This is a genomic window from Streptomyces sp. NPDC057486 (genome assembly GCF_042802415.1).
Lineage (GTDB): Bacteria > Actinomycetota > Actinomycetes > Streptomycetales > Streptomycetaceae > Streptomyces > Streptomyces yanii.
The window spans coordinates 1-13,728 of sequence record NZ_JBHVEE010000055.1 but is presented as its reverse complement, the minus strand read 5'-3'; the positions used below and the strand labels follow the sequence as shown (position 1 = coordinate 13,728).

The 13,728-nt window shown below is 71.6% G+C and carries 8 protein-coding genes; 3 read left to right on the top strand and 5 right to left on the bottom strand.

Features of this window, described 5'->3' with window-relative positions; genetic code table 11:
• The 4 genes from ACFU6I_RS24655 to ACFU6I_RS24640 all read right to left on the bottom strand — a co-directional run bounded on the left by ACFU6I_RS24655 (position 1) and on the right by ACFU6I_RS24640 (position 8,535).
• Positions 1-1,617: a succinic semialdehyde dehydrogenase gene (locus ACFU6I_RS24655; protein WP_384370609.1), complete on the bottom strand. Its 1,617-nt coding sequence runs from the start codon at positions 1,615-1,617 to the stop codon at positions 1-3.
• A 379-nt stretch (positions 1,618-1,996) separates the two neighbouring features.
• Positions 1,997-3,640: a serine/threonine-protein kinase gene (locus ACFU6I_RS24650; RefSeq protein WP_384370607.1), complete on the bottom strand. Its 1,644-nt coding sequence runs from the start codon at positions 3,638-3,640 to the stop codon at positions 1,997-1,999.
• Between the two features lie 126 nt (positions 3,641-3,766).
• Positions 3,767-6,421: a protein kinase gene (locus tag ACFU6I_RS24645; protein ID WP_384370605.1), complete on the bottom strand. Its 2,655-nt coding sequence runs from the start codon at positions 6,419-6,421 to the stop codon at positions 3,767-3,769.
• Between the two features lie 167 nt (positions 6,422-6,588).
• Positions 6,589-8,535 carry a serine/threonine-protein kinase gene (locus ACFU6I_RS24640; protein WP_384370603.1) on the bottom strand — a complete coding sequence of 649 codons (1,947 nt, stop codon included), beginning with the start codon at positions 8,533-8,535 and terminating at the stop codon, positions 6,589-6,591.
• Between the two features lie 119 nt (positions 8,536-8,654).
• Here ACFU6I_RS24640 and ACFU6I_RS24635 point away from each other — a divergent pair, with 119 nt between their 5' ends.
• Positions 8,655-9,743, top strand: coding sequence for a serine hydrolase domain-containing protein (locus ACFU6I_RS24635; protein WP_384370601.1), 1,089 nt, complete (start codon positions 8,655-8,657; stop codon positions 9,741-9,743).
• A 36-nt stretch (positions 9,744-9,779) separates the two neighbouring features.
• Here ACFU6I_RS24635 and ACFU6I_RS24630 read toward each other — a convergent pair whose 3' ends face one another.
• Complete coding sequence (locus ACFU6I_RS24630; RefSeq protein WP_345515036.1) at positions 9,780-11,486, bottom strand: glycerol-3-phosphate dehydrogenase/oxidase; 1,707 nt, start codon at positions 11,484-11,486, stop codon at positions 9,780-9,782.
• Between the two features lie 249 nt (positions 11,487-11,735).
• Here ACFU6I_RS24630 and ACFU6I_RS24625 point away from each other — a divergent pair, with 249 nt between their 5' ends.
• Together ACFU6I_RS24625 and ACFU6I_RS24620 are read left to right on the top strand one after the other, a co-directional pair.
• Positions 11,736-12,998 (top strand): nucleotide sugar dehydrogenase, encoded by a 1,263-nt coding sequence (locus ACFU6I_RS24625; RefSeq protein ID WP_384370598.1) that lies wholly within the window; start codon positions 11,736-11,738, stop codon positions 12,996-12,998.
• Positions 12,999-13,103: 105 nt separating this feature from the next.
• Positions 13,104-13,694 (top strand): hypothetical protein, encoded by a 591-nt coding sequence (locus ACFU6I_RS24620; RefSeq protein WP_384370596.1) that lies wholly within the window; start codon positions 13,104-13,106, stop codon positions 13,692-13,694.
• Positions 13,695-13,728 lie beyond the last annotated feature (34 nt).

The window sequence follows — 13,728 nt, the reverse complement described above, 5'->3', positions numbered from 1 at the left end:
TCAGCGCAGGCGGAACGCCTTCATCGCCTTCAGGCTGCGGCTCATGAACGCCGCGTACTTCTCGTCGTCCATCCCGAAGGACGGGGCGAGCGGGATCAGCCTCTGCTGGGCGACGGTCTGGGCCTCCGTGTACTTGAGGATGCCCTCGGAGCCGTGCCGCCGGCCGAGACCGGAGTCCTTCATGCCGCCCATCGGGGACTGCACGCTGCCGTACGCGGGGGCGTACCCCTCGTTGATGTTGACCGTGCCGGTCCGCAGCCGGGCGGCGACCTGGTGGCCGCGCCGGGAGTCCTTGGTCCAGACGCTGGAGTTCAGGCCGTACGGGGTGGCGTTGGCGAGGGCGATGACCTCGTCCTCGTCGGAGAAGCGGTAGATGGAGACGACCGGGCCGAAGGTCTCCTGGGTGCAGACGGCCATCGGTGCCTCGACGCCGTCGAGGATGGTCGGCTCGTAGAACAGCGGGCCGATGTCGGGGCGGGCGACGCCGCCCGCGACGAGTGTGGCGCCCTTCTCGACGGCCTCCGCGACATGCTGCGTGACGGTCTCCAGCTGGCGTTCACCGACGAGCGAACCCATGTCGGCGCCGTACGCGAGGGAGCTGCCGAGCCGCATGGCCTTGGTACGGGCCGCGAACCGCGCCACGAAATCGTCGGCGACCGACTCGTGGACGTACAGCCGCTCGATGGAGATGCAGAGCTGTCCGGCGGAGGAGAAGCAGGCGCGGACGGCGCCCGCGGCGGCCTTCTCCACGTCGGCGTCCTTCAGGACGAGCATGGCGTTCTTGCCGCCGAGCTCCAGCGAGACGCCGACCAGGCGGGCGGCGGCTCCCTGGGCGACCTCACGGCCGGTACGGGTGGAGCCGGTGAACGAGACGTAGTCGGCGTGCTTGACGACCTCGGGGCCGACGACCGGTCCGTCACCGAGGACGACCTGGAACACCTCGGCGGGCAGCCCGGCCTCGATCAGCAGGTCACGGGCCCAGAGCGCGGTCAGCGCGGTCTCCGTGTCGGGCTTCATCACGAGGGCGTTGCCGGAGACGAACGCGGGCAGCGCGTCGCCGACGGACAGCTCGAAGGGGTAGTTCCACGGCGCGATCTGGCCGACGACGCCGCGCGGCTGGCGCAGTTCGGTGACCTTGGTCAGCGTCGGTACGACACCGGTGTGCCGCTTCGGCTTCAGATACGAGGACGCCTTGCGCCCGTAGTGCCGGGCGGCGACGGCGACCGCCTGGATCTCCTCGTGGGCGTGCAGGCGGGCCTTGCCGGTCTCCAGCTGGATGAGGTCGAGGACCTCGGCCTGGCGCTGGAGTACGAGGTCGTGGAAGCGGAGCAGGACGGCGGCCCTGGCCCGGACGGGGGTGGCGGCCCAGGCGGGCTGGGCGGCGCGGGCCCGCGCGAAGGCTTCAGCGACGTCCTCGGGGGTGGACTCCGGCAGGTCGGCGAGCTTCTCCCCGGTGAAGGGGGTGTGGTTCGCGGTGCGGCCGGAGCCGACGACGCCACGGGTCAACTGGGCGACCACCTCGGGCGTCACCACATCGGCGGCTGTGCGCGCGCCTGCGGGAGCGGCGGCCACAGGGTTCGAACCAAGGTGGGCCACAGAGGCCTGCGAGTCCGTCATGGGGCGAGAGTATGTCCAGCCGGACACTTTGGGTACCCGCCGGTAACAGGTTTTCACAGTCCCTACAAATCGAGCCAGCGATCACTGGCTGCATATTTGCTGATCAGGGCCTATCTGCCGAGCCGGACGGGCCGGCCGGCCGTTGGCCGAACAACTGCGGCAGCGGAACGTAGTCCTCGGCGGGCCGCGGTGGAAGAGTCCGGTGCCGCGTCGAACGCGTCGGCGATCCGCATCAATCCCGGCCCGCGACCCGGTGGCCCCGGCCGACGGATCCTCGTGTGCCCGAGCCTGCGCACGATCCTGGGGCGGCTCCCGGCCACCGCGCCGCCTGCTCCCCCTGGTTTTCCGTGCGCTCGTCATGCCGCACGCCCAGGCACCGTCAGCCTGCGTCACCCGGGGCGCGCCAGCCCCGCAGCATCGTGTCGAACTGGTCCCGCGTCGTGTCCCAGTCCTCCGCCGGACCCGACATGTACAACGCGTACTCCGGGCCGCCGTCCTCCGCGAAGTACATCTGGTCGATCGCGTGGCGCGGGCCGGGGTGGTCCTTGGACTCGGTCCAGGTGAACTCCCAGAGGGAGCCGGGACGATCGCGGTAGACGTTGGAGTGGAGTGTCTTGCGCTCATAGGCGGGCAGCCGCTCGGTGAGCGTCTTCTCCAGGTCCACCATGTGCATGTACGGGTTGTCGAAGTCGGGCTCCGGGTCGACGCTGATCCGGATGTAGTGCTCGCCCTCGTCCGGGGTGTAGTCGACGTTCTGGCCGTCCACCCGGCGTTCCCAGCCGTCGGGGACGACCAGACCGAACCCTTCGGGGTCGGTCACCGGGTGCCAGCCGTCGGGCACTGCCTTGGCGGAGTGGCCGGGCCCCGGATCCTGGGACGAGGTGCGCGGCGGAGTGTTCGTCGCACGGATCGCCCCGCCGCCCGTGCCGCCCGTCCCGGAGCTCCCGCCGAACTTCATCGCGGCCAGCCCGGCGCCGCCACCGACCAGCGCGGCGAGCGCGATGACCACGACCGTCGTACGCCACCGGCCGCGGCTGCGGCGGGTCACCGGGGCGGCCGTGAACTGCGGTACGGGGCCGAGTGCCTCCGTCCCGGTACCTGCGGGCCCCGTCCCACCCGGGTCCGTCGCCCGCAGGGCTTCCTCGGGCACTCGCTGCGTCGGTACGAACGCCTGCGCCGCCCGGGGCTCCCGCCCCTCCATCGCGTCCAGCAGCATCCGTTCCGTCTCGGCCGCCGAGGGCCGGTCCGTCGGGTCCTTGCGGAGCAGCGCGACGATCACCGGGCCGAGCGCGCCGGCCCGGGCGGGCGGCGGCGGTTCCTCGCTGACGACGGCCTGCATGGTGGAGATCGGGGACGTACGGCGGAACGGCGAGCGTCCCTCGACCGCGGAGTAGAGCGTGGCGCCGAGCGACCAGAGGTCGGAGGCGGGACCGGGATCGCCGCCGCGTACCCGCTCGGGCGCCAGATAGTCGATGGACCCGACGAGTTCACCGGTCCTGGTGATGGTCGAGTCGCCCTCTATGGCGGCGATACCGAAGTCGGTGAGCAGCACCTGCCCGTCACGGGCGAGGAGTACGTTGCCGGGCTTCACGTCCCGGTGCAGCACACCGGCGCTGTGCGCGGCGCGCAGTGCGCTCAGGACATGGAGGCCGATCCTGGCCGCCTCGCGCGGCGCGATCTCGCCACTTTCCTTGGCCGCGTCGGCGAGTGACGGCCCGTCGACGTACTGCATGACGATCCAGGGCCTGCTGTCGTACTCGACCACGTCATGGACGGTGACCACGCCGGGATGGGTGATGCGGGCCGCGGCACGGGCCTCCTTCTGGGTCCGGGCATGGAGCACGACCCGGTCGGCCTCGGCGACGTACAGCCCGGCGGTCAACTCCTTGACGGCGACCGTGCGATGCAGCACTTCGTCATGGGCGCGCCACACCTTGCCCATGCCGCCGCGCCCCAGAACCTCACCGAGCCGGTATCTTCCGGCCAGTACCAGCCCCGCGTCCGTACCTTGTGATTGCTCCACGATTCCCCGCCCCCGTTTCCTTCGGATGTCAGGTTACGGAGGGGGAGTACGGCCACGGAACCTCGCACCGCCCACGAAACCGCACTGTGATGCTTGTCGCGCGGGCGCCCTTCTCCTGGCGGTTGCTCAGGAGTTCACGCGGTACGAGGCGATGGCCTGTTCATAGACGGCGGTCACCTTGTCCCGCTCGTTCTCCGGGCCGATGACCTGAATGACGTGGTAGCGGCCGTCGACGATCATCGCGAGGTTGCGGACGTACACCTCGCGCCCGGTCCCGTCCTGCCAGGTGAACTGGCCTTCCGCCATGGCCTGTCGGCCGACGTCGATACGGCGCAACCCGGTCGCCGACGACCAGCTGGAGTCCCGGAAGGGCTGCAACTCCCTTTCCTTCTCGCTCTGGTAGACGAGGGGGTCACTGCCGTTCGCCTTCACGGTGTCGCGGCCCGGCACGACCAGCAGGCTGAACCCGTCGCTGCCGTACCTGACCTGCCGGTCGGCGCCACCGGCGCTGCGCTGCCAGCCCTTGAGCACGCCGACCTCGAAGCCCTCGGCGTCCTTGCGCAGGGTGTAACCGGGTGCGAGCGCGACGGCCGAGCGGCTGGTCTGCGGCTGCTCCGCACCCGGCGACCCGGACGGTGACGGCGGCTCGGACCGTGCCGGGGGCTTCCCGTCGGAGGAGTCGGGGGAGCCGGTGTCCGCGGACGCCGGGGCCGAACCCTTGGAGCCGGAGGGGGCGCCCGGCCCGGCACCGCCGTCCGCCTTGGGCATGAACATCACGGCGTACGCGATGGCGGCGGCCATGCCCAGCAGGATCAGCACGAGCAGCAACCGTCCGAGCCGTCGCGGCGCACGCCCCTCGCCCTGCCGGGGGCGGGGCGGAGTGCGCAGCGCCTTGGGGCCCTTGGGCTCGCGGGACGGCCGTGGCCTCTCGTACCGCTCGGGCCGCTCCCTCGTCTGGCGGTGGCGGCCGTGCGCGGAGGCGCTGCCCATGCGGCCGCGGCGCCTGCGGACCAGCTCGCCCCGGCGGCGCACGACGGGCAGCCGGGTGCCGTCGACGGACGGCAGCGGCACGACATCGAGACCGGCCTCGGGCTCGGGCGCCGACCGGACGAGGGAGCGCAGCCAGCCGCGCAGCTCCTCGAAGTCCGGGCGTTCGGTGGGGTCCTGGCGCAGCAGCGACTCCACGACCGGGCGCAGCGGGCCGCACTCCTCGGCGAAGGCGGGCGGCTCGCCGCAGACCATCTGGACGAGCTCGGCCGCGCTCTCCTCGGGGTACGGTGCGTGGCCCTGAACGGCGCGGTAGAGCAGGGCGCCGAGCGCCCAGAGGTCGGTGGCGGGACCGATGGGCGGTGCCAGCTGCCAGTTCTCGTGCACCGGTCCGGCCTGCTCGGGTGCCCAGCGCTCGGTGACGGCGCCGACGACGGCGATGCGCGCCTGCCGGGCGCGCTCGGCAGCGAGGGTGGTGGCGGGGCCGCGGTAGGCGGGGGCTCCCCGGCCACCCGCGACGATGTCGTCCCAGCGGCCGGAGGCGGACTGCTGATGGTGCTCCTGCTGCTGAGATGCGGGGTTGCCGTCGCGACGGGCGTCGGCGCGCAGGGCGTCCTCGCCGGAGCCGCCCGCGGGGACAGGGCGTCCGAAGTCGGCGCCGTCGCCCCATGAGCCGATCAGGTTCATCCGCCGGTCGGGCGGCCCCTCGCCACGGTGGCCCCCCTCACCGCCGTCACGACCGTCGCTGCCGTACGGGGGGTCGTCCTCGTCGTCCTCGTCGCCCTCGTCGTCGTACGGGTCCGTCGCGGTGGGGCCCCACCTGTCCGTGACCTGCGTGCGGCCGGTGTCGGGCGGTCCGTGGCGCTGAACGGGGAGGCTGCCGGTCCGGTCCGTTTCCTCCGGCTCGCCCGTCCGGGCGTTTCGCTGGTCCTCGCTGACGCGTGCGGCGGCGCGGGCGCCCGCGCGGTAGGCGGCGATGGCTCCGGCGCGCGCGGCCCGCAGCTGCGCGGACCCGTCCGTGCCGGGGGCGGCCGCGTCGGGGTGCAGCAGCGACCGTACGGCCTCCAGCTCACTGGCCGGGCCGCGCGAGGACGGCAGCTCGACGGGGCCGGGCGGTCCGGCTCGTTCGGCGGGCTCGGCGGGTGGTACGTACGGACCGGTCGGGCCCGACTCGAGCGCGGGCCGCCCGTACCCGTCCTCGGGCTGCGGCGTCGGCACATACCCGCACAACGCCTCCTCCGCCGCCCCGGCCGCCAGGCCGGTCAGCATGACGCGTCCGTCGTCGCAGATCAGCACCGTACGGACGGTGATGTTCCGGTGGGTCCAGCCGTGCGCATGCAGCACGCGCACGGCCGTCAGCACATCGGAGCCGATCTCGGCGGCCCGGTACGGATTCAGCGGCCGCTCGGCGAGCAGCGCGGCCAGCGGACGGGCCGCGACCAGTTCGCTCACGATCCAGAGCGATCCGTCCTCGGCGAACACGTCGAAGACCTGATCGAGCCTCGGATGGTCGGGCACCTGGGCCGCGGCCTGCGCGGCCTCGATCGCGCGCAGGACCGCGGGGTCCGTGGACCGGTGCGCCGTACGCCCGCCGGACCGACGCACCGCCGGCGGCGGCCCGTCCCCCTCGAGCACCTCGGCGTCCACGACCTCCGGCAACGGCACCTGCCGCACCCGGACTTCCTGTCCGCTGTACGTGTCGAACGCCCGGGTCTCGACCGGTTCGTACTCGTCGGAAGGCGGCAGCGGCAGGCGGTAGCGGTCGGCAAGCACCCGACCCGCATAGTCGTCCACGACGCCTCCCCAGAGCGCGCTGTCCCCCGGTCACGGAGACCGCAACAACCGTCAATTGCGGTCACATACTGTGCAATTCGCCTACGGTTATGGCTGCGTACGGTCCTCGGCCTCTCACGATACGTGGCAAGTGCGGGCCGCGCGGCAGGGTCGAGGCAACCCGCCGCTCAGTCCTTGGGCCGGAACGTGGCAAACGCCGTCTCACGCACGGTCCGGCACGCCTCGCCGTTCCACTCGCTCGCCTTGCAGCTCACCATGATCGAGTAGCCGTGCGTGGCGTCGACCTTGAAGCCCCGGTTGAGCACGCGGCTCCGCTGCCCGTTCTCATTGCGCTCGAACTGCCAGTCGGCGACGGTCGGATAGCCGTTGAACTCGACCGTCTTGATCCCGAGGTGCCGGTAACCGCTGCTGGTGGCCGCGATATAGCCCTTGGCCGCGTTCCAGGCCGCGGCGGCGTCGTCCTTGGGAGAGCTGTTGTAGTCGACCTGGACGCGCGGGTAGCCGCCGTTCACGGCGTAGATCCGGCCGGAGTTGGCGCCCGCGATCTTGTAGGGCGTGAAGTTCTCGGGCATCGCCATCGTGAAGTGGAACCGCTTGTCGGTGACCTTCTTGTAGCCGTCGGGCAGCGCGCCCGCCTTGCCCGAGTCCGATCCCTTGGGCTCGGAGTCGTCCGACCCCTTGCCCGAGTCGTCGTCCTTGCTCTTGCCGTTGTCCTTGCCCTCGCCCTGATCGGCGTTCTGCCCCTGGTCCTTGCCGGAGCCGGCACTCGCGGAAGCCCCCGCCGAGGCCGCCGTGTCACCCTTGCCGGAACCGCTGCTCCGGTTGTCCGTGTCGTCCCCGCCGAGCGAGAGCGCCAGGACGGTGCCGAGCACGACGAGCGCGACGACAGCAGCGATGATCGCCAGGGTGCGACGGGGCACCACGTCCGTGAGGGGCGCACGGACCGGACTGCTGGACGAGCCGCCCGGACGCTGCGGCGGTACACCCCCGGAGGCGGAGGCCGCCGGAACCTCGGGCCGGGCCGGAGTCGTGGAAACGGCAGAGGGCTCGGCGGAGACAGGAGCGGCGACAGCCGCGCCCGCTCCGGGCGCGGCCTTCGCGTTCCGCACGGAACGCAGCGCACCGCGCAGCCGGTCCCGGGCGCCCTCCGCCGCCTCACCGGGCTTCGACGCCCCCTTGGCACGGGGAGCGACGACGCTTCCGGGCAGCGCCATGACCTGGGTGGAGTCGGCCGGCGGCGGCACCACGGGGGCCGGCTTGTCGGCGGCGTGGATCACGTCGTTGAGCAGGGCCCGCGCACCCGCGTCGTCGAGCCGCTGCTCCGGGTCCCTGGCGAGCAGGCCGTAGATGACCTCCTCCAGCGGGCCCGCGTTCTTCGGCGGGTCGAGCGGCTCGGTCATCACCGCGGTCAGGGTGGCGATCGCCGAACCCTTGTCGTACGGCGGGGAGCCCTCGACGCTCGCGTACAGCAGTCCGCCGAGCGACCACAGGTCCGCGGGCGGTCCCGGCTTGTGCCCGCGGGCGCGCTCCGGCGAGATGTACGACGGTGCACCGACGAGCATGCCCGTCGACGTGACGGACGGGTCGCCCTCGACCTGGGCGATACCGAAGTCGGTCAGCACGACCCGGCCGTCCTCGGCGATCAGCACGTTGGACGGCTTCACATCGCGGTGCAGAATGCCCTCGCGGTGCGCCGAACGCAGCACGTCGAGGATGGCGAGACCGACCTCGGCCGCGCGCTTCGGCGTCAGCACACCGTCCTCGCGCACCGCCTCGGCGAGCGACTTGCCCTCGATGAGTTCCATCACGATCCACGGCCGGTCGTCCTCGTCGACCACGTCGTAGACCGTCACCGCACCGTTGTTGCGGATCCTGGCGATCGCCTTCGCCTCGCGCAGTGTGCGCGTGATGAGCCGACGCTTCTCGTCCTCGTCGATGGCCGACGGGAACCGCAGCTCCTTGACCGCGACCGTGCGGCCCAGCGTCTCGTCGACGGCACGCCAGACCGTGCCCATACCGCCCCGGCCGAGCACCTCCCCGAGCCGGTACCTACCCGCAAGGAGACGTCCATCCGTGTCCCGTTGGGGCTCCCGTGCCTGCTCCGCCTCCGACATGCGTCCCCTCTGCGATCAACCCGCCCTGGCAGAGCGTTCATTGTCCCTCACCCCGGGACCGGTCATGGTGCCGGGTCCGGGGTCCGTCATGATGTGGCCGGAGGAAGGGACTCCCTGCCATGCCGACACTCAGGGCGCTGCGCGCCACCCTGGTGGTGCTCACGCTGTTCGGCCTCGGAACAGCGAGCCTGCCCAGCGAACCACACCTCACGCCCGCAGCCGCGTACCTCCCCCGGCTCGTCGCCGAGGGCGGCGCCCCGGCCGCGGCACTTCTCAGCCGGGACGCCTCCTCCGCCCGCCGCGCCACCTACCGTTCCACGGGTCCCGGCATCCGCTCGGCGGACCGGTTCCGGGCAGGCAGCATCACCAAGACGTTCGTCGCGACGGTCGTCCTCCAACTCGCCCGGGAGCACAGGCTGCAGCTGTCCGACACCGTCGACAGCCAACTGCCCGGGCTGGTTCGCGGCCACCGCAACGACGGCCGCCGCATCACCCTGCGCGCCCTGCTCACCCACACCAGCGGCCTCTACGACTACGCAGCGGCCCCGGACGCGCACCCCGTCTCCGCCATCGCCGCGATCCGGGCAGCCGTGGCACACCGCCCCACGAACACCACCGGCAGTTACTCCTACTCCAACACCAACTACGTCCTGCTCGGCATGGTCGTTCAACGCGTCACCGGACACAGCTACGCCGCCGAGATCAGACACCGCATCATCAAACCCCTCCATCTCACCGGCACGTCGCTCCCCGGCGCCCGCACCGACCTGCCCTCCCCGCACGGGCGCGGCTACTCCCGCGACCCGGCCGACGGCACCCTCCGCGATGTCACCGTCCTCGATCCTCGCACCGCGGGCGCCGCCGGAGAGCTGATCTCCACGCTCGCCGATCTGAACCGCTTCTACGCAGCCCTCCTGGGCGGCCGCCTGCTGCCGCCCGCCCAGCTGAGCACCCTGCTGAACACCGTCACGACACACGGGGTCTACGGCATGGGCATCTATCCGCAGAAACTCTCGTGCGGTTCGACCGTCTGGGGCCACAACGGCCACATCGCGGGCAGCTATGTCCGCACCGCAGTCACCCGGGACGGCCGACACACCCTGACGTTCCGCATCAACACGGACACACTGACCGAAGCGACCCTCGAACCGGCGCTCCTCGAAGCCGAGTTCTGCCCCGCGGGGCAGAATCGTCACCGCATCTCCTGAAGGGCCGCCGATCGGCTCGGACCGACGACCGGACCATCAGATCGGCACGATGTCCGGCGCCCCGAGCCGTGCCGCGTCCGCTGTCAGGTCGTCCGGCTGACGCTGCGACTCCCGCTCCGCCTGCACCCGCTTCTCGTAGTGCTCGACCTCCCGCTCGATCTGCCCCTTGTCCCAGCCCAGCACCGGAGCCATCAGCTCCGCGCATATCCGCGCGGAGCGAGTGCCCCGGTCGAAGGTCTCGATGGAGATCCGGGTCCGCCTCGTCAGGACGTCGTCGAGGTGACGGGCCCCCTCGTGCGAGGCGGCGTAGACGATCTCGGCCTTCAGATAGTCGTCCGCCGCCGGCAGCGGCTCGCCCAGCGAAGGATCGGCGGCGATCAGCTCCAGGATCTCCTCGGTCATGGACCCGAACCGGTTCAGCAGATGCTCCACCCGAGCGACATGCAGCCCGGTGCGAGCCGCGATCCTCGCCCGTGCGTTCCACAGCGCCCGGTAGCCCTCCGCACCGAGCAGCGGGATGTCCTCCGTGACACAGTCGGCCACCCGCTGGTCGAGGCCGTGAACCGCCTCGTCCACGGCGTCCTTCGCCATCACCCGGTACGTCGTGTACTTGCCTCCGGCGACGACGACGAGCCCCGGGGCCGGGTGCGCCACCGTGTGCTCGCGCGAGAGCTTGCTGGTCGCGTCCGACTCACCGGCCAGCAGCGGCCGCAGCCCGGCGTAGACACCCTCGACGTCATCCCTGGTCAGCGGAGTGGCCAGGACCGAGTTGACGTGTTCGAGGAGGTAGTCGATATCGGCGCTGGACGCGGCCGGGTGCGCCTTGTCCAGGTCCCAGTCCGTGTCCGTCGTCCCGATGATCCAGTGGCGGCCCCACGGGATCACGAACAGCACGGACTTCTCGGTCCGCAGGATGAGCCCGGTCGAGGAGTGGATACGGTCCTTCGGAACGACCAGGTGGATGCCCTTGGACGCCCGGACGTGGAACTGCCCGCGCTCACCGATCAGCGACTGGGTGTCGTCCGTCCACACCCCGGTCGCATTGACCACCTGCTTGGCCCTGACCTCGTACTCCCCGCCCGCCTCGACGTCCTCCACCCGCGCGCCGACCACCCGTTCGCCCTCGCGCAGGAAGCCGATCACCCGGGCCCTGTTCGCCACCTGCGCGCCGTATCCGGCGGCCGTGCGCACCAGCGCCGCCACGTAGCGGGCATCGTCCATCTGGGCGTCGTAGTACTGCAAAGCCCCGACCAGCGCGTCCTTCCTCAGCGCGGGCGCGACCTGCAGAGCCCGGCGGCGGGAGAGGTGCCGGTGCACGGGCAGCCCGCGGCCGTGCCCCGACGACACCGACATCGCGTCGTACAGCGCGACGCCCGAACCGGCGTAGAACCGCTCCCAGCCCTTGTGCTGCAACGGATAGAGGAACGGCACCGGCTTCACCAGATGCGGGGCCAGCCGCTCCAGCAGCAGTCCGCGCTCCTTCAGCGCCTCCCGCACGAGTGCGAAGTCCAGCATCTCCAGATAGCGCAGCCCGCCGTGGATCAGCTTGCTCGATCTGCTCGACGTGCCGGACGCCCAGTCGCGCGCCTCGACCAGTCCGGTCGAGAGCCCTCGCGTCGCCGCATCCAGCGCCGTTCCGGCGCCGACCACACCCGCCCCCACGACCAGCACGTCCAGTTCGCGCTCGGCCATTGCGGCGAGCGCCTCGGCACGCTCCGCAGGTCCCAGTGTCGCTGTCCTCACTGCTGCCTCCCGGTAGATCGGGGTGGGTCCGGCACGGGGCTGCGGTCCGACCGGGGGGTCGGGCTCCCGTACCCACCTCTCGATTCTGTCCGCGGTCCGCGACTTCAGCCACCGCCTGTGGACAACACCCGGGCGACGGGACCCCCACAATGCGACATATAGGTCATATTTACGCCTAGTCTGACATTGCGCTGTCCTCAGCGGTTGCGCTTTCTGCTCTCATGGTCTTAGGGAAGGACGGCCACTTCTATGCCCGCCGACCTCGCCGTCATCGGACTCGGTCACCTCGGCCTGCCCCTCGCCCAAGCCGCCGTCGCCGCCGGTATCCACACCGTCGGCTACGACACCGACCCACGCCCGTTCGCCGAGCTCTCCGCCGGCCGCACCCCCGTCGAAGGCTCCCTCACGGCCTCGGAGATCCGCCGGATGCTCTCGAGGGGCTTCCGGCCCACCACTGACCCGGCCGAGCTGGGCCGGGTCCGTACCGCCGTGATCTGCGCGCCCACTCCTCTCGGCGCCGACCGCACCATCGATCTCACCGCCGTCGGCGACGCCACCCGCGCCCTCGCCGCCGGACTCCGCCCGCACACCACGGTCCTGCTGGAATCGGCCGTGCCCCCCGGCACCACCGAAAGTTTCGTGCGCCCCCTCCTCGAAGAGGGCTCAGGGCTGCGCGCCGGACGCGACTTCCACCTCGCCTGCTCCCCCAGCCGTCTCGACCCGGGCAACCGCGCCCATGTCTACGCCAATACCCCCAAGGTCATCGGCGGCCTCACCCCCGCCTGCACCGAATCGGCCGCCGCGTTCTACAGCCGGCTGACCGACAAGGTCGTACGCGCCCGCGGGCCGCGCGAGGCCGAGATGACGAAGGTTCTGGAGACCAACTTCCGGCACGTCAACATCGCCCTGGTGAACGAGATGGCGGTGCTCTGCCACGACCTCGGTGTCGACCTCTGGGACGTCATCCGGTGCGCCGAGACCAAGCCGTTCGGCTTCGAGCCGTTCCGCCCGGGCCCCGGCGTCGGAGGCCACTGCGCCCCGGTCGACCCGGGCTACTTCCCGTACAACAGCCGCACCCCCGGCCACCCTCTGCGGATGGTCTCGCTCGCCCAGGAGATCAACGACCGGATGCCCAGTTACGTGATCCAGCGCTGCGCGACCCTGCTGAACGAACACGGCAAGTCCGTCCGCGGCGCCAGGGTCCTGCTCCTCGGTGTCACCTACAAGCCGGACCTCGCCGACCAGGAGGCGTCCCCCGCCCGGGAGATCGCGACGCGGCTGATGGACATGGGCGCACAGATCGGCTACCACGACCCGCACGTCCTGGACTGGCGGGTACACGAACGGCCCGTCCCACGCGCGGACTCGCTGTACGAGGCGGCGGCGAGCGCGGACCTGACGCTGCTGCTGCAACACCACCGTACGTACGACCTCCAAGGCCTCGCCGTGAAGGCCCAACTCCTTCTGGACACACGCGGCGCCACCCCGGCCGGAGCCGCACACCGGTTGTGAGCGCAGTTCCCCAAGGATTTCGGTGGGCGATGTCACAGGCGACTGCTAGCCTGCGGCGTCACTTCTCGCACAGTCGTGCGCATCCGTCCCAGGGGGAGTCCCACCATGAGCCAGCCCGTGCCACCGCCGAACCAGCCGCAGCAGCCGTACGACGCCCAGCCCGGCGGCAACCCGTTCGCGGGCCAGCAGCCGGGGCAGCCCGGCGTCGCGACCGGCAATCCGTTCGCCGGTCAGCAGCCGGGCCAGCCCGGCCAGTTCGGCGACGTACCGTTCGCACCGGCCCCGGCGGCCGCGCGCAACAACGTCGGACTCGGCCTGCTCGCCGGCGTCGTCGCAGCCGTCGTGGCCGCGGCCGTCTACGGCGCGATCATCGGCGCCACGAAGCACGAGATCGGTTACGCGGCCGTGGGTGTCGGCTTCCTCGTCGGCCTCGCGGCCGGCAAGGTCGGCGGCCGCAACCCCGTACTGCCGGTCCTCAGCGCCGTGATCGCCCTGGTCTCCGTCTACTTCGGCCAGCTGCTCGGCGAGGCGATGATCGCCGCGAAGGAACTCCCGGTCACCGTCTCCGAGCTGTTCTTCGACCACTTCGGCCTCCTGAACGAGGCGTGGAAGGCCGACGCCGACCCGCTCACCTTCGTCTTCATCGCGATCGCCGCGTTCGCCGCGTTCTCCGGGGCCAAGAAGGCCGCAAGCTGATCCGGCTCATACGGAAGGGCCCGGACCGCAGAAG